The sequence below is a fragment of the Agarivorans sp. Z349TD_8 genome (genome assembly GCF_050870825.2).
In the GTDB taxonomy this organism is placed as follows: Bacteria; Pseudomonadota; Gammaproteobacteria; order Enterobacterales; family Celerinatantimonadaceae; genus Agarivorans.
This window is the reverse complement of the sequence record NZ_CP194037.2, coordinates 2,489,446-2,511,484: the sequence shown is the minus strand read 5'-3', so window position 1 is coordinate 2,511,484 and position 22,039 is coordinate 2,489,446. Positions and strand designations below refer to the sequence as shown.

General features: G+C 42.5%; 22 protein-coding genes and 2 tRNA genes. 12 read left to right on the top strand and 12 right to left on the bottom strand.

The features are described from left to right. The first annotated feature begins 290 nt into the window (after window positions 1-290). The gene (locus ACRRS1_RS11405; RefSeq protein ID WP_432453064.1) at window positions 291-1,649 is read left to right on the top strand and encodes a voltage-gated chloride channel family protein; all 1,359 of its coding nucleotides are present in this window, start codon (window positions 291-293) and stop codon (window positions 1,647-1,649) included. Window position 1,650: 1 nt separating this feature from the next. Then, window positions 1,651-2,016 carry a hypothetical protein gene (locus ACRRS1_RS11400; protein ID WP_432453065.1) on the top strand — a complete coding sequence of 122 codons (366 nt, stop codon included), beginning with the start codon at window positions 1,651-1,653 and terminating at the stop codon, window positions 2,014-2,016. A 210-nt stretch (window positions 2,017-2,226) separates the two neighbouring features. Here ACRRS1_RS11400 and ACRRS1_RS11395 read toward each other — a convergent pair. From ACRRS1_RS11395 to ACRRS1_RS11380, 4 genes are all read right to left on the bottom strand, one after another. Then, window positions 2,227-2,303: transfer RNA gene (locus ACRRS1_RS11395), tRNA-Val, on the bottom strand. A 4-nt stretch (window positions 2,304-2,307) separates the two neighbouring features. Beyond that, window positions 2,308-2,384 (bottom strand) — tRNA-Val (locus ACRRS1_RS11390). Between the two features lie 181 nt (window positions 2,385-2,565). Then, window positions 2,566-3,573 (bottom strand): DUF3080 family protein, encoded by a 1,008-nt coding sequence (locus ACRRS1_RS11385; protein WP_432459423.1) that lies wholly within the window; start codon window positions 3,571-3,573, stop codon window positions 2,566-2,568. Continuing rightward, window positions 3,570-4,967: an MATE family efflux transporter gene (locus ACRRS1_RS11380; RefSeq protein WP_432453068.1), complete on the bottom strand. Its 1,398-nt coding sequence runs from the start codon at window positions 4,965-4,967 to the stop codon at window positions 3,570-3,572. The genes ACRRS1_RS11385 and ACRRS1_RS11380 overlap by 4 nt, the downstream gene beginning before the upstream one ends. Here ACRRS1_RS11380 and ACRRS1_RS11375 point away from each other — a divergent pair. Then, window positions 4,966-5,586: a riboflavin synthase subunit alpha gene (locus tag ACRRS1_RS11375; RefSeq protein ID WP_432453069.1), complete on the top strand. Its 621-nt coding sequence runs from the start codon at window positions 4,966-4,968 to the stop codon at window positions 5,584-5,586. The genes ACRRS1_RS11380 and ACRRS1_RS11375 overlap by 2 nt on opposite strands. On the opposite strand, the gene ACRRS1_RS11370 is transcribed toward ACRRS1_RS11375, so the two are convergent. Continuing rightward, window positions 5,583-5,786, bottom strand: coding sequence for a CPXCG motif-containing cysteine-rich protein (locus ACRRS1_RS11370; RefSeq protein ID WP_432453070.1), 204 nt, complete (start codon window positions 5,784-5,786; stop codon window positions 5,583-5,585). The genes ACRRS1_RS11375 and ACRRS1_RS11370 overlap by 4 nt on opposite strands. 203 nt (window positions 5,787-5,989) lie before the next feature. Here ACRRS1_RS11370 and thrS point away from each other — a divergent pair, with 203 nt between their 5' ends. The 7 genes from thrS (at window position 5,990) to ihfA (ending at window position 12,983) form a co-directional block, all read left to right on the top strand. Then, window positions 5,990-7,915, top strand: coding sequence for a threonine--tRNA ligase (thrS, locus tag ACRRS1_RS11365; protein ID WP_432453071.1), 1,926 nt, complete (start codon window positions 5,990-5,992; stop codon window positions 7,913-7,915). Between the two features lie 3 nt (window positions 7,916-7,918). Then, window positions 7,919-8,461: a translation initiation factor IF-3 gene (gene infC, locus ACRRS1_RS11360; protein ID WP_432456180.1), complete on the top strand. Its 543-nt coding sequence runs from the start codon at window positions 7,919-7,921 to the stop codon at window positions 8,459-8,461. Between the two features lie 99 nt (window positions 8,462-8,560). Continuing rightward, window positions 8,561-8,758, top strand: coding sequence for a 50S ribosomal protein L35 (gene rpmI, locus ACRRS1_RS11355; protein WP_016401507.1), 198 nt, complete (start codon window positions 8,561-8,563; stop codon window positions 8,756-8,758). A gap of 18 nt (window positions 8,759-8,776) precedes the next feature. After that, window positions 8,777-9,130: a 50S ribosomal protein L20 gene (rplT, locus tag ACRRS1_RS11350; RefSeq protein WP_432453072.1), complete on the top strand. Its 354-nt coding sequence runs from the start codon at window positions 8,777-8,779 to the stop codon at window positions 9,128-9,130. Between the two features lie 176 nt (window positions 9,131-9,306). After that, a complete protein-coding gene (pheS, locus tag ACRRS1_RS11345; protein WP_432453073.1) occupies window positions 9,307-10,287 on the top strand; it encodes a phenylalanine--tRNA ligase subunit alpha in 981 nt (326 codons plus the stop codon). 12 nt (window positions 10,288-10,299) lie between these two features. Beyond that, window positions 10,300-12,687, top strand: a complete 2,388-nt coding sequence (pheT, locus tag ACRRS1_RS11340; protein WP_432467811.1) for a phenylalanine--tRNA ligase subunit beta — start codon at window positions 10,300-10,302, stop codon at window positions 12,685-12,687. 2 nt (window positions 12,688-12,689) lie between these two features. Further along, a complete protein-coding gene (gene ihfA / locus ACRRS1_RS11335) occupies window positions 12,690-12,983 on the top strand; it encodes an integration host factor subunit alpha (RefSeq protein ID WP_432453075.1) in 294 nt (97 codons plus the stop codon). Window positions 12,984-13,050: 67 nt separating this feature from the next. Here ihfA and ACRRS1_RS11330 read toward each other — a convergent pair whose 3' ends face one another. From ACRRS1_RS11330 to ACRRS1_RS11315, 4 genes are all read right to left on the bottom strand, one after another. Next, window positions 13,051-13,809, bottom strand: a complete 759-nt coding sequence (locus ACRRS1_RS11330; protein ID WP_432453077.1) for an amino acid ABC transporter ATP-binding protein — start codon at window positions 13,807-13,809, stop codon at window positions 13,051-13,053. Between the two features lie 14 nt (window positions 13,810-13,823). After that, on the bottom strand, window positions 13,824-14,915 hold the full coding sequence (locus tag ACRRS1_RS11325) for an amino acid ABC transporter permease (protein WP_432453078.1): 1,092 nt from the start codon (window positions 14,913-14,915) through the stop codon (window positions 13,824-13,826). 1 nt (window position 14,916) lies between these two features. After that, entirely contained in the window at window positions 14,917-16,113 is a 1,197-nt protein-coding gene (locus ACRRS1_RS11320; RefSeq protein ID WP_432467812.1) for an amino acid ABC transporter permease, read from the bottom strand. A 72-nt stretch (window positions 16,114-16,185) separates the two neighbouring features. After that, window positions 16,186-17,211: an amino acid ABC transporter substrate-binding protein gene (locus tag ACRRS1_RS11315; RefSeq protein WP_432453080.1), complete on the bottom strand. Its 1,026-nt coding sequence runs from the start codon at window positions 17,209-17,211 to the stop codon at window positions 16,186-16,188. 516 nt (window positions 17,212-17,727) lie between these two features. Here ACRRS1_RS11315 and cobB point away from each other — a divergent pair. Together cobB and ACRRS1_RS11305 are read left to right on the top strand one after the other, a co-directional pair. Beyond that, window positions 17,728-18,429 carry a Sir2 family NAD+-dependent deacetylase gene (gene cobB, locus ACRRS1_RS11310; protein WP_432453081.1) on the top strand — a complete coding sequence of 234 codons (702 nt, stop codon included), beginning with the start codon at window positions 17,728-17,730 and terminating at the stop codon, window positions 18,427-18,429. An 11-nt stretch (window positions 18,430-18,440) separates the two neighbouring features. Further along, window positions 18,441-19,205: a glucosaminidase domain-containing protein gene (locus tag ACRRS1_RS11305; protein ID WP_432453083.1), complete on the top strand. Its 765-nt coding sequence runs from the start codon at window positions 18,441-18,443 to the stop codon at window positions 19,203-19,205. A gap of 1 nt (window position 19,206) precedes the next feature. On the opposite strand, the gene ttcA is transcribed toward ACRRS1_RS11305, so the two are convergent. The 3 genes from ttcA to ACRRS1_RS11290 all read right to left on the bottom strand — a co-directional run bounded on the left by ttcA (window position 19,207) and on the right by ACRRS1_RS11290 (window position 22,001). Continuing rightward, on the bottom strand, window positions 19,207-20,103 hold the full coding sequence (gene ttcA, locus ACRRS1_RS11300) for a tRNA 2-thiocytidine(32) synthetase TtcA (protein WP_432467813.1): 897 nt from the start codon (window positions 20,101-20,103) through the stop codon (window positions 19,207-19,209). A gap of 82 nt (window positions 20,104-20,185) precedes the next feature. Then, a complete protein-coding gene (uspE, locus tag ACRRS1_RS11295; RefSeq protein ID WP_432453085.1) occupies window positions 20,186-21,118 on the bottom strand; it encodes a universal stress protein UspE in 933 nt (310 codons plus the stop codon). A gap of 136 nt (window positions 21,119-21,254) precedes the next feature. Then, on the bottom strand, window positions 21,255-22,001 hold the full coding sequence (locus tag ACRRS1_RS11290; protein ID WP_432453086.1) for an FNR family transcription factor: 747 nt from the start codon (window positions 21,999-22,001) through the stop codon (window positions 21,255-21,257). Window positions 22,002-22,039: the final 38 nt, after the last annotated feature.

The following is a 22,039-nucleotide window of genomic DNA, read 5'->3' as shown; positions in this document are numbered from 1 at the left end:
TACTGCTGCCAGTCATTCTCATTAAGCGAACCATTTGGTTCGCTTTTTTTAGGGTTGATAAATCCTATCGCAATGCTGTAGAGAATGAGTTAAAGCAGCGTTAAGTCTTGGTTATTTTCATCACAATAGTCGCCTAGAGTGAGCTTATTCGCTTGCTTAACTCACGGGATGATTGCGAGGTATTTACTTAGAATGCTAAGCTGCACCACACGCCGCGATTAAAATACGTTATCTCTAACCCAAAATGAACCACGCCACACCCATAGCAGCTAGAGTTTTAAGGAAGCTACATGCCAAACCCCGTTCAAAATAGCCCCAGTACCTTATTTGTATTATGTCGTTGGCTATTATTGTTAATTCCAATGGCCTTAGTAGTTGGGTCTCTGAATGCCTTGTTTTTGTGGCTGTTGGACTTTGCGAGCCGAACTAGAGCCGACCAGCCTTACTTATTATACTTTTTGCCAATTGCTGGCTTAGTGGTGGTATTTATCTACCGACGGTTTGGTAAAAACTCGGAATCGGGAAACAATCTCATTATCGATGAAATTCATCAACCAGGTGCTGGGATCCCTGCGCGGATGGCCCCCTTAGTTTTACTTTCTACGGTCGTTACCCACCTGTTTGGTGGCTCTGCCGGACGCGAGGGTACCGCAATACAAATTGGTGGCGCTTGCAGTGCGGCTTATGGTCGATTATTTAAGTTACAAGGGCGAGACTATCAAGTCTTTCTCGCTGCCGGTGTCGCTGCCGGTTTTTCTGCTTTATTTAGTACTCCTTTAGCCGCCACTATCTTTGCTCTAGAAGTATTGGCAGTGGGTCGGATCCGCTTCGACTCCGTTATCCCAGCACTATTTGCCGCAATTTTAGCTGACTTGGTTTGTACCGCCTGGGGCACACCACACACTCAATATAAAGTCGATTTTTTAGAACAGGTGATGTTATTTCATCATATAGTTCATATTGATCTGCTGTTATTAGCGAAAGTTGTGGTTGCCTCAATGGCCTTTGGTTTGGTCGGATATTTGTTTGGCGAAATGGTGTTTATGTTTAAAGACATTTTTAAATTTGTCTTTAAAAACCCTTATCTCATCGCTGTGATGGGAGGCATTATTGTGATTGTTTTAGTGACTCTGATAGGTAATCAAGATTATGTTGGCTTGGGCGTGAATAGCTATCGCGAAGGCGGAGTCAGCATCATTAGCGCTTTTAGTCCAGGTGGCGCTGAATGGTACAGCTGGATGTTAAAATTATTGCTTACCGCTATCACCCTTGCTGCCGGCTTTAAGGGTGGCGAAGTTACACCACTATTTTTCATTGGTGCGACCTTAGGCAATACGCTTGCTTGGCTAATGGGGGCTCCAATTGATTTGTTCGCCGCGATTGGATTTATTGCGGTATTTGCCGCAGCCACCAATACGCCTTTAGCTTGTACCATCATGGGGGTCGAGTTATTTGGCTCAGAACACTTGATGTATTTTGCGGTCGCCTGTTTTGTTGCCTACTATTTTAGTGGGCATACGGGGATCTATTCTTCACAACGGATAGCGGTGCCCAAATCTGCCAACTTTAACGCCCATGCCAAAACGCTAGGAGAGTTGAGAAATACCGGTAACTATTTGGCGAAATGGTTTAAAAAACGGGGGGAATAAGATGTGGCACTCAACCGTGGTTCGACTGTGCTGGGCGACTGCTTTTAGTGTTGCCCTCATTTGGCCAAACATCAGTTTTGCCTATCCTGGGTCGATGACCACCATGTTACAAAACGACCAACTTAAAGTGACCATAACTTCTAATGTTGACCAGCCTATCCGTTGTCAGTTAGTCGCAGGGCGAGATACCGTATGGATGGAACTGGAGGCAAAACAGGAACATTTTAAATTAGCCAAAGGCTATCGAACCATCGATTTGAGCCTCTACTGTAAGATCATCAAGCAAAAAACCAGAGCCTTACCATGGCGACTGAATCCGAATAATATTCCATTTCCCGCTTGGAACAAGGTGATCTTTCCTGATTAATCAAGTAAAGCCGCTGCTTCTTATCAACACAAATCCGGAGAGGTGATTGGCTTATATGCGATAAAGGTTTTAGCTTACTCATGGGGCGTGCACTATAAAAGCCAAACAAATAACTTAGCGAGGTTTTAATCCACCATATACATACAGGCAAATTCCAAGGCTAAATAATCACTACGGGAAATCTAAATTATCTGACTGGGGGGAGTCAGATGGTATTCGCGAGTGGATTTGAACCACCGACCTCTACCATGTCAAGGTAGCGCTCTAACCAACTGAGCTACGCGAATATTTTGGTACAACCGAGTGGATTCGAACCACCGACCCCCACCATGTCAAGGTGGTGCTCTAACCAACTGAGCTACGGTTGTATTGTGCTTGTGAACAAACTACGGCGTGAAAGGTACTGCAAGTTAATGCGTCCGTCAACTGCTGTTCGCGAATATGCGAACTGTATGCTTAATCATTAATCAACCAAAAGGCAAGGGACGCTTTTTTGCTGATTTTTCGTTCTACTCGTCAATTCAACTCAACAAGGTCTTCGCTTCCGCTTCAAGTTGCAGTGCAACTCGCAATAATTTCCTGCCATTGAATAACGTGTTGTCTATTTGCTTGATGAAACCTTTGCTGAATCAATTGCGTCTTGCTGATTAGTGTTGTGAAGGAGGGAGCATGATACAGTTGGGCGAGGGCAATATTCACCACACTTGCACTTTGGTCGAGTTCGGCTAGATAGCGCTGTACTTTCGCCATGTACACCTTATTTAGCACATTATCTAAGATCTTGTATTGTTGTTGATTCGAAGAAACACAGCGAAATTCAGCATGCTTTAAGGATTCGGAAATAGATTTTAACCAAATGGTGGCCCGATTTAATTCGCTAAATAAGCTGAATATGCTAGGGCTTTGATCAAGTTGTTTTAGCTGTAAAAGTAAAGCGGCTTCATCTAGCGCAGCCCCATTTTGCAATACCGTTTGGTAACTCGCCAGGTGCTTGATTCGCTCAGCTAATTTGCGATAGGCTCCGCTAGGCGTCTGGGATAAACGATCTCGCCGAGTCCATAATTGCCTTAGGCTTATCTCATCCACTAAGAAATTATGCCAATAAATCGCGCTAGCTTGCAGCTTTCGGCTCAGCAGGCGATTTAGAACTAAAGAAAACTTAGGGTCGATATCCGCGTTATTTGAACAACGAGCTAAACCAAATATAATTTGAGAATGCCAAATCAATTTATACACAGCACTGGCTTGTTTGCCTAAACTGGAGTTTTTCTGGAAAACGGTCTGTTGCAAACCGCAGCGATTCAACTTAAAGCTATCCACAAAGGAAAGCCTTAAGTCTGGCTCAGTGAGATGGTAATTTCGCCATATAATGGTGCCTTGCCCAAGTTGATGTGGGTTCACAACGCCAATCTTAATATTGAGTACCCGTTGTAAACGTTGTCGGTAATCATTAAATAACTTGTCGCTGCGGGGGAGCAACCCATCGTGAACCAATGCAATGGCTGCTAGCAGCAATAAAGTAGCTGCTAGTATTTTTAAGCATTGCCTAAGGCTCATGCTTCCTTATTGATGAGATAGAGTCGCCCTGGATTATTCGATGCCCAAACCAAGCGAGCAAGTAGGCCTATCGCACATGCCGTTAAGGCAATCACAATCGCAATCCAAAAACCTTGTACACCCATTGGGTGCTCGGTAAAGGTATTGGTAAAGGTTAACAACGAACCAATACCTAAGCCAATTGGCCAGAAGCTAATAAGAGTCACCAACAAGATAAAGCGAGTGTCTTGATAACCTCTTAAGGCACCTGCACAGCATACTTGCAATGAGTCTGATAGCTGATAAGTCGCAGCAAGTAAAAATAGCGGTGCAGCAATCGCTGCAACGGTTGCGTTATCGGTATACCAACTAATAATTTCGAGTCTGAACAAAATGGTAGCAGATGCGATAAATACGGTTGCTATTACCGACAATATAATGCCGCTATAGGCACTAATTTGCGCCTTATCATAAGATTTCTCGCCCATGTAGTTGCCGACACGAATGGTTAGCGCAATCGCGATACTTAAGGGCAACATAAACACCATTGAGGTAAAGTTAAGCGCAATTTGATGAGCAGCCACAATATCTGCACCCAAAGGCGATAGTAATAATGCAATCATTGAAAACAAGGTCACTTCAAAAAATATCGCACAGCCTATAGGCAAGCCCAATTTAAAAATTCTCGAGATGGTTGGCCAGTCAATGGTGAGCTTAGCTTCAAATAAATGAAGTTTCTCGAGGGTCTGACTTCTAAACACATAAATGATCATGGCAATAACCATAAACCAGTTAACAATTGCAGTGGCGACACCGCAACCCGCTCCGCCTAATTTAGGTAAACCCAATAAACCGTTAATAAAAATATAATTAACCGGGATGTTTACCAATAGTCCCAAAATTCCAATAACCATGATGGCTTTTATATTCGAACAGGCTTCGTTCACCCCTCTAAGCACTTGATAGACGGCAAAAGCAGGTAGCCCAAAACTCACAAATAACAGATATTGTTGGGTTAAACCCACGAGCTTAGGATCGACATCCATCAATTTAAATACGCTCGGTGCAAACCAAAGGATCAGCCATCCAATAACGGTTAAGCCTAAGGAGATAACCACCGCTTGCTGAAATATCATGCCCCCTCGATGCGCTTGTTTTGCACCCACTTGATAAGCGACTAAGGGCGTGACTGCCATGAGGATCCCTTGCAACAATAAGATCACTGGGTTAAAGAAGCTGGACGCAACGGCAACCGCTGCTAAATCGGTTGGACTCACCGAACCAGCCATCAACGTATCAACAAACCCCATACCAGTAATTGTTAATTGGGCCACGACAATTGGCCCCGCAAGTCTTAAAATAGCAAAACATTCTTTAGCAAAGCGTTGCTTAAAACCGAGGATAAAATACTTCATGTTCACCGGAATAGTTCAGAGTAAGAAAAAAATAATCAGCGTTAAAAGATCACCCGGGCTTATGCAACTTTGGGTCGATTTAGGAGAGACCGAGGGCTTAAGTATTGGCGCTAGTGTAGCAATTAATGGCACTTGTTTAACCGTTGTTGCTATCAGCGAGCAGGGCGTTCAATTTGACTTGATTCAAGAAACGCTGAGTTTAACAAATTTAGAGCTGATTCACGAAGGAGATTTTGTGAATATTGAACGGGCGGCAAAGGTGGGGGACGAAATTGGTGGTCATCTCGTCTCGGGTCATATCCATACAACCGCACGCATCCAAGAAAAACGAAGCAGTGAGAACAACCTAGCCATACACCTCGCGCTCGATAAGCAGTGGCAAGATTACGTCATCTACAAAGGATTTATCTGCGTAGACGGGGCAAGCCTAACGGTCGGGCAGTTAAGTGAATCAGGATTCTGGCTACACCTCATACCTGAAACTTTAAGAACCACCACGCTTGGTGATAAAAAAGTTAATGACCTGGTGAATATCGAGATAGACAGTAGCACTCAGACGGTGATTGATACCCTGAAGCATCTCATGAGCAACGGTGATATTAAACGCTGGCTAAACTAAAAAATTTGCTCGTCGTCGGCGTCGATATAAGCGACAATTTTGCTGTTTTGTTCATCAACTGACAGTCTACAGTGGATGGTATAACAACAAACGCGGCAATCTTCATAATAATCTTGGTCACCATTGCTCGCATCTAACACTAATGGGGTATGGTGACCACAGTTTGGACAGCTAATCATTTTTTCAACATAGTTTTTCATGGCAATCACTCCATATGTCCACGATTTAAGTATGGCGCAAACCGCTATGAACAACGAGCAATTCGGTCAATAAAACTTCCGCTATTGAAGTTATTCGCCCAGCGCATTAATATTGCTCTCTTTTTAGTGCCTCAATGCACTTATTTTATCGACGAGACACGTGATGTTTAGTAGGCATCACCACTGTAAAAGCAAGGATAAATATGCCAGTTATAACTCTCCCCGACGGTAGTCAACGTCAATTCGAAAATGCTGTATCTACTATGGACATCGCCGCAGATATTGGCCCTGGTTTGGCCAAAGCCTGTATCGCTGGCCGAGTAGATGGAAACCGAGTCGATGCCTGCGAGTTGATTCACCATGATGCAAAAGTTGCGATTATTACCGCGAAAGATGAGGATGGTTTAGAGATCATTCGCCACTCTTGTGCGCACCTTTTAGGTCACGCGATCAAGCAGCTTTGGCCGAACACCAAAATGGCGATTGGGCCGACGATTGATAACGGCTTTTATTATGACGTCGATTTAGATCATTCACTCACTCAAGAAGATATCGATAATCTTGAGAAACGAATGAAGGCTTTAGCAAAAACCAATTACGATGTCATTAAAAAGACCGTCCCCTTAGCCGATGCAAAAGCAGTGTTCGTCGAACGTGAAGAACCCTATAAACTGGAGATTATCGAGGGCATCGATAGCGCCGCCACACCGGGTTTATACCATCATGAAGAATATGTTGATATGTGCCGTGGGCCACATGTTCCAAACATGAAATTTTGTCAGCATTTTAAACTGATGAAGGTTGCGGGTGCTTATTGGCGTGGTGATAGCAAAAATAAAATGCTGCAACGGGTCTACGGCACCGCTTGGGCAGATAAAAAACAATTGGCAGCTTACTTAAAACGTTTGGAAGAAGCGGCGAAGCGAGACCATCGTAAAATCGGTAAACAATTAGATTTATACCACATGCAGGAAGAAGCACCCGGCATGGTGTTCTGGCATGATTCTGGTTGGACAATCTTCCGTCAGCTGGAAAGCTATGTGCGTGAGCAGCTCACTAAATACCAATACCAGGAAGTTAAAGCGCCTCAAATCATGGACCGCAGCATGTGGGAAAAGTCGGGCCACTGGGATAAGTATGCCGATGCGATGTTTACCACCCAGTCGGAAAACCGCGAATATGCGGTGAAGCCGATGAACTGTCCGGGGCATATTCAAATTTTCAACCAAGGATTAAAGTCCTACCGCGATTTACCATTGCGGATGGCTGAATTTGGTTCGTGTCACCGAAACGAGCCATCTGGTTCTCTGCATGGCTTGATGCGCGTTCGTGGCTTCACCCAAGATGATGCGCACATTTTCTGTACAGAAGATCAAATTCAAGATGAAGTGTCTTCATGTATCGACATGGTTTACGAGACTTATAAAACCTTTGGTTTTGAAGAAATTGAAGTAAAACTGTCAACTCGCCCAGAACAACGCGTTGGTGATGACGAAACATGGGATAAATCGGAAAAAGCTTTGGCCGATGCATTGAGCTCGAAAGGGATTGAATTCTCCTATTTACCAGGAGAAGGAGCTTTCTACGGACCTAAAATTGAATTTACATTGCATGATTGCTTAGACAGAGCGTGGCAATGTGGTACTGTACAGCTAGATTTCTCTATGCCGGGTCGTTTATCCGCTTCTTTTGTTGGAGAAGATAACGAACGCCATGTGCCGGTGATGATTCACCGCGCCATTTTAGGATCTTTAGAGCGCTTTATTGGCATTTTAACCGAAGAGTATTCGGGCTTCTTCCCAACTTGGTTAGCGCCAAGACAGGTCGTGGTGATGAATATTACTGACAAACAGGCTGATTTTGTCCATAAAGTTGTAAAAAAATTAAATAAACAGGGTATTAGAGCCATTGCGGACTTGAGAAATGAGAAGATAGGCTTTAAAATCCGCGAACATACTCTAAAGCGTATACCATACTTGCTAGTCGTCGGTGATCAAGAAGTCGCCAGCAATGAGGTTGCGGTTAGAACTCGTAAGGGTGATGATCTTGGTAAATTTGCTGTTGATGATTTTATTCAACAGATAAAACAAGAAATTGCCAATCGTGATAATAATTGTATTGAGGTATAAATTATAAAAACCGGAAGACGTGGTCAGCAACAAGCTGCAAGAGCACACAAGATAAATGAAGAAATTCAAGCACAAGAAGTACGCCTTACGGGCTTAGATGGCGAAGCCATTGGCATTGTGAGTTTGGATGAAGCGCTAAACACCGCCGAAGAATCAGGCGTAGATTTAGTTGAAATTAGTCCGAATGCTGAACCACCTGTTTGTCGGGTCATGGACTACGGTAAGTTCATTTACGAAAAGAGTAAATCTGTTAAAGAGCAGAAGAAAAAGCAAATACAGGTTCAGGTTAAGGAAATTAAATTCCGACCTGGAACTGATGAAGGCGACTATCAGGTAAAACTACGCAACCTGATTCGTTTTCTAAGCGAGGGTAACAAAGCTAAAGTAACGCTACGTTTCCGTGGTCGTGAAATGGCACACCAAAGCTTAGGCTTTGATCTACTAAACCGTATTAAAGCGGATTTAGAAGAGATTGCAGTTGTGGAAGCTTTTCCAAAAATGGAAGGTCGCCAAGCTGTGATGGTGTTAGGCCCTAAAAAGAAGTAGTTGAGGCTCACAAGTAACAAGCAGCTTACTTTATAAGTAAGCTGTTTTTGTTCGCCTTTAACTATATGTTGTTCATATTGCAATGCGGAGTGCATGTAAATGCCAAAAATGAAATCAAACAAAGGTGCTGCGAAGCGCTTTAAGAAAACTGCTTCTGGTGGTTTTAAATACAAACAAGCTGGTCTTCGTCACATCCTGACTAAGCGCCGTACTAAGGTTAAACGTCACCTTCGTCCGAAGGGTATGATTGCTGCATCTGATGTTGCATCAATTGTTCGCATGTTGCCGTACGCATAAGTTTAGAGGAAGTTAAGAATGGCCAGAGTTAAACGCGGTGTACAAGCACGTGCACGTCATAAGAAAGTCTTAAAGCAAGCCAAAGGTTACTACGGAGCACGTTCACGTGTTTATCGCGTAGCCTTCCAAGCGGTAACTAAAGCAGGTCAATATGCTTACCGTGACCGTCGTCAGCGTAAACGTCAATTCCGTCAATTATGGATTGCACGAATTAATGCTGCGTCTCGTCAAAATGGTTTGTCTTACAGCCGTTTGATTAACGGACTTAAAAAAGCATCTATCGAAATCGATCGTAAGATCCTAGCTGATATTGCTGTTTTTGATAAAGCAGCCTTCACAGTGTTGGTAGAAAAAGCAAAAGCTGCTTTATAAGCGTCGCTAATGTTTGAAATGGGAGCCTAGGCTCCCTTTTTTTATATATAAAAATCACTAACATCCAGCCTTTTTCCGGGAACAAGTCTAGCTATAAGCGGTTCATTAAAGTACTATTTCCGGTCTTATTTAAAACTAAAAAATCAGCCTTTCCCTTGGGGGAATATGAGGAAATCATGCTAGATCTTGATGCGCTAATCAATCAGGCTAAGACTCACATTGATGCAGCTTCAGCGATGAATGAACTTGACGCTGTTCGCGTGGAATACTTAGGTAAAAAAGGGTTAATGACCAAACAACTGCAAGGACTTGGCAAATTATCGCCAGAAGAACGTCCGCAGGCGGGGCAACTTATTAACCAAGCCAAACAGCTTATCCAAGATGCGTTAAATGAAAAACGCGAAGCCTTGGTACAACAAGAGCTTAATGCCAAGCTCGCTTCGGAAACCGTCGATGTAACCTTACCGGGTCGCACCGATGAGCTGGGGGGCTTACACCCCGTGACACGTACCATTGAACGTATTCAGACCTTCTTTGGTGAACTCGGTTTTCAAGTCAAATCAGGGCCAGAAATTGAAGATGGCTTCCATAACTTTGATGCCCTAAATATCCCCGAGCATCATCCCGCTCGCGCCGACCATGATACCTTTTACTTTAATCCTAATTTAGTATTGCGAACTCAAACTTCTGGGGTGCAAATTCGCACGATGGAGACAGAGAAGCCGCCAATACGCATAATTTCTCCAGGTCGGGTGTATCGAAATGATTACGATCAGACACATACACCGATGTTTCATCAGGTCGAAGGCTTAATGGTTGACAAAAATGTTAACTTTACCGAACTAAAAGGCGTTTTATACGATTTCTTACAAAACTTCTTTGAAGACGACCTACAAGTGCGCTTCCGACCATCTTACTTTCCTTTTACCGAAACTTCCGCAGAAGTTGATGTACTCGGAAAAAATGGTTGGTTGGAAATTCTAGGTTGCGGCATGGTACATCCGAATGTACTTCGCTCGGTAAATATTGACCCTGAGGAATACACAGGTTTTGCCTTTGGGATTGGGGTGGAGCGCTTAACCATGTTGCGTTACGGCGTTAACGATTTGCGTTCATTTTTCGAAAATGACTTACGCTTCTTAAAACAATTCAATTAAGGGTTAATTGATATGAAATTTAGTGAATCCTGGCTAAGAGAGTGGGTTAACCCTGCAATTACCCGAGAACAACTAGCAGAACAAATTACTATGGCAGGGCTAGAAGTTGACGGTATTGAGCCCGTCGCTGCCGAATTTAGTGGTGTTGTGATTGGTGAAGTTGTCGAATGTGGCCAACATCCAGATGCGGACAAACTACGGGTAACCAAAATAAATGTCGGTCAAAACGAATTACTCGATATCGTTTGTGGTGCGCCGAATTGCCGCCAAGGCTTAAAAGTTGCCGTGGCGATGGTTGGTGCTGTACTGCCTGGCGACTTTAAAATTAAAAAAGCTAAGCTTCGCGGCCAAGCTTCTCACGGTATGTTATGTGCCTATAGTGAGTTAGGCATTAGTGATGAGTCTGATGGCATCATGGAACTGCCAAGTGATGCGCCAATTGGCACCGATTTACGCGACTACCTACAGTTAGATGATGTAGCGATTGAAGTTGATTTAACCCCCAATCGTGCTGATTGTCTTAGCCTACGCGGCTTAGCTCGTGAAGTTGGCGTGTTAAATCAAATTGATGTAGTCACACCTCAATGGGTTGATGCTGCGGTGACCATCGACGATACGTTTGCTGTCAATGTGCTTGCAACCCAAGAGTGCCCTCGCTACTTAGGTCGGGTCATTAAAGGTGTGAATGTGCAAGCGACTACACCGTTATGGATGCAAGAGCGTTTACGCCGTAGTGGCGTTCGTTCAATTGACCCTGTTGTTGATGTCACCAACTACGTATTGCTTGAACAAGGCCAGCCGATGCACGCCTTCGATCTTGCGAAACTGCAGGGGAGTATTGAAGTTCGCTTAGCCAAAGCAAACGAAAAACTAGTGCTTCTAGATGGTAATGAAGTTGAGTTACAAGAAAATACACTGGCAATCTGTGACCAAAGTGGGCCTATTGCCATGGCGGGTATCTTTGGTGGTTTAGCCACTGGTGTCACTAATGCTAGCCAAGATATCTTCTTGGAATGTGCCTTTTTCAGCAAACTAGCGATCACTGGGCGTGCCCGTCAATATGGTTTGCACACTGATTCTTCTCATCGCTACGAACGCGGCGTTGATTTTGAATTACAAAACCAAGCGATGGAACGAGCCACCCAACTGTTAGTTGAAATATGTGGGGGACAAGTCGGCCCTGTACTTGAATCCGGAGACTTAAAGCAACTACCAACGTCATCCAATATCACCTTACGTCATGCTCGTTTAGAGAAAGTGATTGGTTATCCATTTGAAAAGTCTAATGTGACCGACATTTTAACCCGCTTAGGTATGACGGTGGAAGCAACTGAGCAGGGTTGGCAAGCCTTAGCACCAAGCTACCGTTTTGATATGGATATTGAGGAAGATTTGATCGAGGAAGTCGCACGTATTTATGGATATAATAATATCCCGAATCTGTCGCCTAAAGCCTCATTAACGACCGCTCAACACCAAGAAAACATTTTACCCAGCGCTAAGTTACGACAGTTACTTTGTGCGCGTGGTTACCAAGAAGCAATTACTTATAGCTTTGTCGACCCTAAACGACAACAACTACTTCACCCAGAACAGCAGGCTATGATTTTACCGCATCCAATTTCGGTTGAGATGTCAGCAATGCGTTTAAGTTTATGGACCGGATTACTCGATACCCTATCCTACAACCAGAAACGTCAACAGACGAGGGTAAGAGTTTTTGAGTCTGGCTTACGCTTTGTACCAGATGAAAATAGCGAGAATGGAGTGAAGCAAACACCCATGATCGCAGGGGTTATCTGTGGTAATGCAAACCAAGAAGCTTGGAATGTCAGTGATCGTGAACTGGATTTTTTCGATATCAAAGGCGATGTACAAGCCTTATTACAATTAAGCGCTAACGACGATGCCTTTAGCTTTGCTGTGGGAAGTCACCCCGCATTGCATCCAGGACAATCGGCAAAAGTAATCTATCAAGGGGAGGTGATTGGTTATGTAGGCGCGCTTCATCCACAACATCTAAAAGCCTTTGGTCTCAGCGGAAAAGTATTCTTGTTTGAGCTTGAAATGAACGCTGTAAGCTTACGCCGTTTGCCCGAAGCAAAGCCCGTTTCGAAGTTTCCAGCAAACCGCCGAGACTTAGCTTTATTGGTATCGCAAAACGTTCAAGCAGGTGATTTATTAAATTGCATTAAGAAAGTTGGCGGAAATCAATTAGTTGGCGTAAACTTATTCGATGTATACAAAGGGAAAGGTATTGCAGACAATATGCAGAGTATAGCGATTAGCTTAACTTTGCAGGAGCAGGGCCGTACCCTTGAAGAAAAAGAGATTGCCGCTACAGTTGATATTATTGTAGAGGCGTTACGTACCGAGTTTGACGCATCCTTGAGGGACTAGTTATGGCATTAACTAAAGCTGACCTGGCAGAAAATTTATTTGAAAACTTAGGCTTTAGCAAAAGAGAGTCTAAAGAAGTTGTAGAAGCATTTTTTGAAGAAATACGGGTCGCTTTGGAAAATGGGGAGCAAGTCAAAATTTCAGGTTTTGGGAACTTTGATCTTAGGGAGAAAAATCAACGCCCTGGTCGTAACCCCAAAACTGGTGAAGATATCCCCATTTCTGCGCGTCGAGTAGTCACCTTTCGTCCTGGGCAAAAGCTCAAGAGCCGGGTAGAGAACGCTGAACCGAAATAGATTTTAACCGTAATAAAAAAGGAAGCCAGATGGCTTCCTTTTTTTATCCAAATGATTCTAACGATGGTTAGTGATTTAAAATTTGGCTCAAGAATAACTTGGTTCTATCGGATTGCGGGTTTTCGAAAAATTGAACTGGTTCGTTTTCTTCAATAATCTCCCCCCGATCCATAAAGATAACTCGGTCTGCAACTTGCTTTGCAAAACCCATTTCATGCGTTACACACAACATGGTCATACCTTCATCTGCCAATTCCACCATCACATCGAGCACTTCTCGGACCATTTCTGGATCAAGCGCTGAGGTGGGTTCATCAAACAGCATAATCGATGGATTCATACATAAGCTTCTGGCAATTGCTACACGCTGCTGTTGGCCTCCGGACAATTGTCCTGGAAATTTATCGGCTTGCTCGGGGATCTTGACCCTTTCTAAGTACTTCATGGCAGTGGCTTCAGCTTCAGCTTTTGGTATTTTCTTTACCCAAATTGGCGCTAAACAGCAATTTTGTAATACCGTTAGGTGAGGGAACAGATTAAAGTGCTGAAAACACATACCAACATCGCTACGTACCATTTCGATGCTTTTCAGATCGCTCAATAGTTCAGTACCATTGACGATGATGTCGCCTTTCTGATGTTCTTCTAAGCGGTTAATACAACGGATCATCGTTGATTTACCTGAACCAGAAGGACCACAAATAACGATCTTTTCGCCTTTCGTGACGGTAAGATCTAAGTCCTTTAATACGTGAAACTCCCCGTACCATTTGTTCATTCCCTTTAATTGAATGACCACTTCAGGGCTATTTTGATTTGAATTCATTTCAAACTTCCTTATTAATGTCCTGTGTGTAGTTTCTTCTCGAGGTAAATTGAATACCTAGACATACTGAAACAGAACACCCAAAATACAAACGCTATAAATACATACATTTCGCTTGAGAAGCCTAACCAAGCCGGATCGGCTAATGCTGACTGCCCAATGGCTAGTAAATCGAATAAACCAACAATTAACACTAAGCTAGTGTCTTTGAATAAGGAAATAAAGGTATTCACAATCGAAGGAATTGTAATTTTTAGCGCTTGCGGCAAAATCACCAAGCCCATTGACTGCCAATAAGTTAAGCAAAGTGCTTCTCCCGCTTCGTACTGACCTTTCGGAATTGCTTGTAAGCCACCACGAATAACCTCTGCCATATAAGCAGATTGGAACAAAATAATACCGATAATTGCTCTTAACAATTTGTTGAAGTCAACTTCTGAACCAACAAATAGAGGGAGCATCACAGAGGCCATAAATAATACGGTAATCAATGGTACTGCTCGCCAGAACTCAATATATATCGTACAAAAACTCCGTACGATAGGCATATGTGAACGGCGACCTAAAGCAAGTAAAATGCCAAATGGTAATGCCGCAACGATACCAGTAATGGCTAATACTAAAGTTAGCATTAAGCCACCCCATTGATGGGTTTCTACTTTAGGTAAACCAAATGAATCACCGATAAGTAAGAAAAACACGATCACCGGATAAATCACTAAAGTAAAAATCGCAATTTTAGGCTTGTGTGGCGTTTTTTCATAAACCAATGCGGCGATTAATAATAAAAAGCTAACAAAAACAATATTTACCCGCCAGCGTTCGGCATGCGGATAAAAACCGTAGATTAACTGTGAAAAGCGATCTGCTACGAATACCCAGCACGCACCATCACTGGTACAAGCTTCACGGCTATTACCTATCCAATCCGCATCGATAACCACCCACTGAAATGCAGATATAATCGGCGGTATGATGATGTAAGCAATAAGCAAGGTTAATATCGTATTCCCCCAAGAAGAGAATAGATTTTTCTTGAACCAACCGATAAATCCAACACTCATATTTGGTGGAGCAAGATCAGGTTTAAATTGATGTTCTGACATATTAACGCTCCACTAAAGCCATTTTTTTGTTGTACAGATTCATGAGGAAAGACGTGGTAATACTGATGGTTAAATACACTGCCATCGTTAACGCAATCACTTCAATCGCTTGACCCGTTTGGTTGAGAGTCGTTCCCATAAAAACCGATACTAAATCTGGATAACCAATTGCCGTTGCCAAAGAGGAGTTCTTGGCTAAGTTTAGATATTGACTAGTTAAGGGTGGAATAATCACCCGCATGGCTTGCGGGATAATAACCAATTTAAGCGCCTGAGTTCTAGTGAGCCCCAAAGACTCTGCTGCCTCACTTTGCCCTTTACTGACTGCTAATATACCGGAGCGAACGATCTCTGCGATAAAAGTAGCAGTGTAAAATGTAAGTGCCACTAATAAGGCCGCCAGCTCAGGAATCACGACCATCCCACCGCGGAAATTAAAACCTTTTAATGCGGGGTAATCCAAGCCTATAGGGGCCCCCATCGCAAAGAAAACCACTAAAGGAACCAATACGATAACGGCTAAAGATACCAATAGGGTAGGAAAGGGTTGTCCGGTTAACACCTGACGCTTTTTAGCCCATCGGGCCATCAAGAAACATCCAATCACAGCAATCATGAAGCTGATGACAACAACATTGGATCCAGCTTCCATTATTGGCGAGGGTAAATATAAACCACGGACATTTAAAAATAGAGCGTCGCCGACGTTAATACTCTGTTTCGGACTTGGTAATGCACGTAAAACCGCAAAATACCAAAAAAAGATCTGAAGTAATAAAGGAATGTTACGTAGTGTCTCAATATAAACAGTCGCAACTTTTGCGATGAGCCAATTATTCGAAAGTCGAGCGACCCCCATAATAAAGCCCAATATCGTTGCAAAAATTATCCCGAGAACTGAAATAAGAATAGTATTGAGCAAACCAACAATGAAAGTATCACCAAAAGAGTGGCTTTCGTCGTATTCAATTAGGGTTTGAATAATACCAAAACCAGCGGTTTGGTTTAGAAAACCAAAACCGGTTGTAATACCACGTTGCTCTAAATTAAAAAGAGCATTGCTAATAATGTAATAAAAAAATCCGATTACACCAATTACAACAATAATTTGGAAAACTAGCGCTCTTACGTTGGGATCAAACCAGATCTTACGAAGACTGTTTGCTGAGTTATCCTTGGTAGAAGGATGAGCAGCCATATAAATCAACCTAGTGTGGAAGTTAAATGAAAAGAGAGCAGGCTAGGCCTGCTCTAAGTTATTACGATGATATTAACGAATTGGCGGCGCGTATTGGAAACCACCTTTGCTCCATAGCGCGTTCACGCCACGAGCGATGCCTAACGGAGAACCTGAACCTACGTTTCTTTCAAATGACTCACCGTAGCTACCTACTTGCTTGACGATGTTATAACCCCATTTGTCATCTAAACCCAAGCCTTTACCTTTTGGACCTTCTAGTCCTAAGATACGACGAACGTTAGGATTAGTTGATTTCAACATGTCATCAGCGTTGGTTGAAGTTAATCCATACTCTTCGGCATTGACCATTGCAAATAATGACCACTTAACAATATTCAACCATTGGTCATCACCTTGACGAACCACTGGGCCTAGAGGCTCTTTAGAAATGATCTCAGGTAGTACCATTGCGCTATCAGGTTTAGCTAACTTAATACGTAATGCATATAATTGTGATTGGTCAGAAGTTAATACGTCACAGCGGCCAGCTTCAAACCCTTTAACGGTTTGGTCAGAAGTATCAAACACAACAGGAGTGTATTTCATGCCATGCTCGCGGAAGTAATCCGCTAAGTTCAATTCAGTCGTTGTACCAGATTGGATACAAACCGCGGCGCCATCAAGCTCTTTCGCACTTGATACACCTAGTTGCTTACTGACCATGAAGCCTTGACCATCATAGTAGTTCACACCAGCAAAGTTAAGACCTAGAGAACTATCTCGAGTCAGAGTCCAAGTTGTGTTTCGTGAAAGGATATCGATTTCGCCGGATTGAAGCGCAGTAAAACGTTCTTTCGCAGTTAAAGGTGTGTACTTCACTTTAGATGCGTCGCCTAGTACTGCGGCAGCAACTGCACGACAAACGTCTACATCTAAGCCTTGCCAATTACCAGTTGCATCTGGATTAGAGAATCCAGGTAAGCCGGTGCTTACACCACACTGCAAAAATCCTTTACTTTTAACACTGTCTAATATGCTATCAGCAGCACTCGCATTAGCAGCGAATGCTAAAGCAACAGCTGCCACAGCGGCTTTAATATGTGTGTTTTTTAACATGTTTTCTTCCCTGTACAGTTTGTCATTTGTTTATGTATGTACAAATCTCAAGATTTAAAAGAGATATATCCAGAGCCAATAACAACATAAACATTCAAATATTCGCTGTCAACAAAATTGTAACACTGAAATTCGATGCTTATGCCGAATAAGTGACCATAAGCGAAAAATTATTCACTATTAATGAATATAGTCTCACCTACATATTTTGCTCAAAAATCCATATTTTATTTGCGCTAAGTCAATTTTAGCACAAGTCCCTTTAATACTCTGATTTAACTCTTACTAACTTGCTAAAAGCGAGAAATGTTGCATAAAGCACAATTGCTTTCTTAACTTAGTTAGAGTAACTAGATATTTAAAGGACTGTCGAGAATAATACTACAAATTATGTTAAGGCTTGGTAACTTTTCACCATTCTATGTCACATTACAACTTAAGTCTGATGGGGAAGGGCGCGGCGATATTATATATTTATGAATTATTATTTGGTTCTCGGATTAATAGAAGATGAATATGAGAAAAAATATCGTGGTGTTGACTGGTGCCGGAGTATCTGCTGAATCGGGGATCCAAACGTTTCGCGATGCCGACGGTTTATGGGAGAAACATCGAGTAGAAGATGTTGCAACACCTGAAGCTTACATTCGAGATCCGGACTTTGTTGATCAGTTTTATAACTTACGCCGTCAGCAATTGCAGAATAAAATAGTTCACCCCAACGCGGCTCACTTTGCGTTGGCGGAATTAGAGCAACAAGAAAATATAGAATTGCTGCTGATTACTCAGAACATCGATGACCTGCACGAACGAGCAGGCAGCAAAAATGTTTTACATATGCATGGCGAGTTATTAAAGGCACGTTGCCCAGTCTCCAATCAAACCACCGAATGGAAAGGGGATCTTGGTAAAAATGCATTGTGTACTTGCTGTCAGTTCCCAGCACGACTTAGGCCTCATGTCGTGTGGTTTGGAGAAATGCCCATCGGCCTTGACAAGATTTACCACCGACTTAGCCATTGTGATATATTTATTGCGATTGGTACCTCTGGACACGTTTTTCCAGCAGGAGGCTTTGTTCATGAAGCGGCTAGTCACGATGCAAGAACTATAGAATTAAACTTGGCCCCATCGGAAATGCAGAGTGAATTCGCTGAACGCTATTATGGTCCCGCTAGCGACTTGGTACCTCAGTTTTTGGGGCAATTATCACCTTAAAGAGAAACTGCTTGAAAAATAAAATATTAACGGCGTTGTTACTGTGCGCCTTAGTTGGCTGTGACAAAACACCGCAACAAGATCCTTCCGCCTTCGCTAAGGCTAAATTGCCTAATTTCCAATCAATAAGTGATGTTACAGAGAAAAAGCAGGCTTTTACTGATTTTATTTTGCCATTAGTTGATGTCAACAACCAACAATTACGAGAGCTTCGCCAACAACTAATTGGGTATCAAGAGTCTGCTTCAAACCACAAATTAAATAAGACTAAACTTAAGCGTGTTGAGCAACTGGCCAAAACATATCGGGTAGCGTTTGATTCTGATATCAATCGTGTTTTACAGCAACTATTAATGAAGGTTGATGTGATCCCGTCTGCTTTGGTTTTGGCGCAGGCAGCAAATGAATCGGCTTGGGGAACGTCTCGATTTGCTCGAGAAGGTAATAATCTGTTTGGTCAGTGGTGTTATACAAAAGGCTGCGGTTTGGTTCCATTAAGCCGGGTTAGTGGAGCCAGCCATGAGGTCCGAAAATTTACTTCGGTGTATCAATCGGTGAGCGCATATATGTTGAACCTCAACAGTAACCCTGCCTATTCGGATTTTCAGCAGTATCGACAGCAAGCGCGACAAACCGGTGCGCTTAATGCCATCGATCTTGCTTCACACCTTACAAATTACTCGGAACGTGGCGAAGCTTATGTCGAAGAACTAAAGAAGATGATACAAATTAATCAGAAATTATGGCCATCTTCTATCGCTGTCACTTCAAGCTAGATTACAATTCGACGATCTGAACAAGACTTGAAGATGGTTGGGCTGCTGGACTGGTGTCCAGCTCTGGCTGATCAAATCCAATATCCCCTCCATCAATAATGCCACTATTACGGTCAATCGATTTAAAATCAAATTGTTGATGGTCAAGTAGATGAGAAGGGACGATATTTTGCACCGATCTAAACATAGATTCTACTCGTCCAGGGAACCTCTTTTCCCAATCATTGAGCATCTGTTTTATCGCTTGGCGCTGCAAATTTTCCTGAGATCCGCATAAATTACATGGAATAATTGGAAAGTTTTTTAATTCCGCATAACGTTGCATATCACTTTCTTTGCAATAAGCCATCGGTCTAATGACCACATGTTTGCCATCATCACTCACTAATTTTGGCGGCATTGTTTTAAGCTTCCCGCCATGAAACATATTTAGAAAAAGGGTTTCTAAGATGTCGTCGCGATGATGGCCTAAGGCGATTTTTGACGCGCCAAGTTCAGTTGCAGTACGGTATAAAATGCCACGACGTAAGCGTGAACATAAGGAACATGTTGTCTTTCCTTCAGGTATTTTGTCTTTTACGATGGAGTAGGTATCTTCTTCAACGATTTTATATTCAATACCTAAACTTGAAAGATATTCTGGCAAGATATGTTCTGGAAATCCCGGTTGCTTTTGGTCTAAATTCACCGCAATCACATCAAAATCGATCGGAGCATGGGCCCGAAGGTTCAGCAAAATATCTAACATGGCGTAACTGTCTTTACCACCAGATAGACAAACCATCACTTTGTCTCCCGCTTCTATCATGTTGTAATCGGCAATCGCTTGTCCAACATGACGACGGATCCGTTTTTGTAGTTTGTTATGGTTGTACTGTTGTTTTGCTGTAAATGACATGTCGTGTTCCCAATGAAAAAGCGGGGCTATTATATATCCCCGCTAACACGACGCAACTATTTAAACGACGCCTTATTTGGCGTTATTTTTGAAATGGACTCACAAAATTATCTGGTTTAAGTGCCAAAAGGTCACAATCTAATTGATCAATTACGTGCTCAGCGGTGTTGCCGATCAAAGCTGCGCTAAATCCACTTCGACCAGAAGTACCCAAAATAACAATTTCAGCATCAATATTGTTAGCGACTTCTGGAATAACATCATCTGGTAAGCCTTCTTCAAGGTGTGTTTTCACTTCATGTTCAAAGTTTTGTTTTACAAAATCAGCCAAGGCTTTTTCGTGAAACTCTTTCACATTTTGGTTGTATTTTAAAGGATCAAAATCGGGTAACTCTATAGCGATATTCACTGGTGCTGAAGGATAGGCCGTTACGACATGAGCTGAAGCATCTAATAGATGACACAGATCTTTAGTTTCGTTGGCGATATTGAGATTAAGTTTATGATGATCTTCGTTTTCAGAACCAGCATGAATCGCCGCCAAAATTTTACCTTTGGTGGGCCATTGATGTTCTTTCACCATTAATACTGGAGTGGGGCATTTTCGTAAAATATGCCAATCATTTGGCGTGAAAATAATTGACTGTAAAGTTGGGTGCGGATGAGTCGCTTTAACCACTAAATCGTGACCAAAATCTAACACCTCTTGAATCACGCTTTCGTACAGGCGATTGTTCCATATCACTTTGGTTTCAACTTCAATACCATGAGTCTGGGTATTAGCCACGATATCTTGAAGCCAAACGTTACGCTCTTCGATCACCCCAGAACGCATCGCTTCACGTTCTTCAATCGAGAGCATTGAAGTCATCTCATAAGAGAAATCATAGATAGTGAGTAGCGCTTTGATCTTGGCTTTATCTTCTTTGTTTGCTAAGAAAACAGCACGAGACAATGCCGCTTGAGAGTCGTGTAGGGGATCAATTACCACCAATATATTACGATACTTAATCATAAAGCAGCTCCTAGAATTTGTCTGGAATAGCTACTTAACTTTAGCTCATATTGTTGAAAATATATTAGAGGTGGTTAACACTGACCTCATTATTATGCAGTTGATTGATATAAATCAGGTCAGTGTTTTTAATAGCTTAGCTTGGTTTCGTGCCGGCCAAATGACGAAGCGCGTCACGATCGGTAATTGAAATATATTTACCCTTTACAGCGATCATGTCCGCTTTTTGGAAACGACCTAGGAGTCGAGAAATAGTCTCTACAGTTAAGCCCAAGTAGTTTCCGATATCGCCTCGAGTCATGGTTAAACGAAATTCGCGCGGAGAAAAACCACGTTCTGAAAAACGTTGTGATAAGCCATAAATAAAAGCAGCTAAACGCTCTTCTGCATTCTTTTTACTAAGCAACAAAATCATTTCTTGATCAGCGACAATTTCGTTGCTCATTAAACGCATCATTTGCCGACGCAATTTGGGCATGCTTGCAGAAAGTTCATCCATGGTATCAAATGGTATTTCACAAACCATTGATGTTTCAAGGGCTTGAGCGAAACTGGGATGGACTTGATTATTAATGGCATCAAAACCTACTAAATCTCCCGCTAGATGAAAACCGGTGATTTGTTCGTCGCCTTGCTCGGTGATTGTATAAGACTTAATTGTGCCCGAGCGAATAGCATACAAGCTTTTCAATTTGTCACCAGCAGCAAAAATTTCTTCGCCTTTTTGAATTGGTTTTTTTCTTTCAATAATGCTGTCTAAGCGATCGAGCTCAGTTTCATTTAATGAAAACGGGATACACAATTGTGCAATACTACAATCTTGGCAATGGATCTCACATCCACCGGTTTGGATTCTTTGATTGGCTTTTGGGTTAATGCTCATACTCAAACTATGCTACTGGAGTTCGAGGCAATTCTACT

Bases quoted from the DNA above. Each gene is read 5' to 3' on its own strand.
- ACRRS1_RS11400 (WP_432453065.1), top strand. From the start codon at position 1,651: ATGTGGCACTCAACCGTGGTTCGACTGTGCTGGGCGACTGCTTTTAGT.
- pheS (WP_432453073.1), top strand. From the start codon at position 9,307: ATGCTAGATCTTGATGCGCTAATCAATCAGGCTAAGACTCACATTGAT.
- uspE (WP_432453085.1), bottom strand. From the start codon at position 21,118: ATGATTAAGTATCGTAATATATTGGTGGTAATTGATCCCCTACACGAC.
- rplT (WP_432453072.1), top strand. From the start codon at position 8,777: ATGGCCAGAGTTAAACGCGGTGTACAAGCACGTGCACGTCATAAGAAA.
- ACRRS1_RS11375 (WP_432453069.1), top strand. From the start codon at position 4,966: ATGTTCACCGGAATAGTTCAGAGTAAGAAAAAAATAATCAGCGTTAAA.
- ACRRS1_RS11385 (WP_432459423.1), bottom strand. From the start codon at position 3,573: ATGAGCCTTAGGCAATGCTTAAAAATACTAGCAGCTACTTTATTGCTG.
- ACRRS1_RS11290 (WP_432453086.1), bottom strand. From the start codon at position 22,001: ATGAGCATTAACCCAAAAGCCAATCAAAGAATCCAAACCGGTGGATGT.
- rpmI (WP_016401507.1), top strand. From the start codon at position 8,561: ATGCCAAAAATGAAATCAAACAAAGGTGCTGCGAAGCGCTTTAAGAAA.
- ACRRS1_RS11330 (WP_432453077.1), bottom strand. From the start codon at position 13,809: ATGAATTCAAATCAAAATAGCCCTGAAGTGGTCATTCAATTAAAGGGA.
- ACRRS1_RS11405 (WP_432453064.1), top strand. From the start codon at position 291: ATGCCAAACCCCGTTCAAAATAGCCCCAGTACCTTATTTGTATTATGT.
- pheT (WP_432467811.1), top strand. From the start codon at position 10,300: ATGAAATTTAGTGAATCCTGGCTAAGAGAGTGGGTTAACCCTGCAATT.
- ACRRS1_RS11315 (WP_432453080.1), bottom strand. From the start codon at position 17,211: ATGTTAAAAAACACACATATTAAAGCCGCTGTGGCAGCTGTTGCTTTA.
- ACRRS1_RS11380 (WP_432453068.1), bottom strand. From the start codon at position 4,967: ATGAAGTATTTTATCCTCGGTTTTAAGCAACGCTTTGCTAAAGAATGT.
- ACRRS1_RS11325 (WP_432453078.1), bottom strand. From the start codon at position 14,915: ATGTCAGAACATCAATTTAAACCTGATCTTGCTCCACCAAATATGAGT.
- cobB (WP_432453081.1), top strand. From the start codon at position 17,728: ATGAGAAAAAATATCGTGGTGTTGACTGGTGCCGGAGTATCTGCTGAA.
- ACRRS1_RS11320 (WP_432467812.1), bottom strand. From the start codon at position 16,113: ATGGCTGCTCATCCTTCTACCAAGGATAACTCAGCAAACAGTCTTCGT.
- ihfA (WP_432453075.1), top strand. From the start codon at position 12,690: ATGGCATTAACTAAAGCTGACCTGGCAGAAAATTTATTTGAAAACTTA.
- ACRRS1_RS11370 (WP_432453070.1), bottom strand. From the start codon at position 5,786: ATGAAAAACTATGTTGAAAAAATGATTAGCTGTCCAAACTGTGGTCAC.
- thrS (WP_432453071.1), top strand. From the start codon at position 5,990: ATGCCAGTTATAACTCTCCCCGACGGTAGTCAACGTCAATTCGAAAAT.
- ttcA (WP_432467813.1), bottom strand. From the start codon at position 20,103: ATGTCATTTACAGCAAAACAACAGTACAACCATAACAAACTACAAAAA.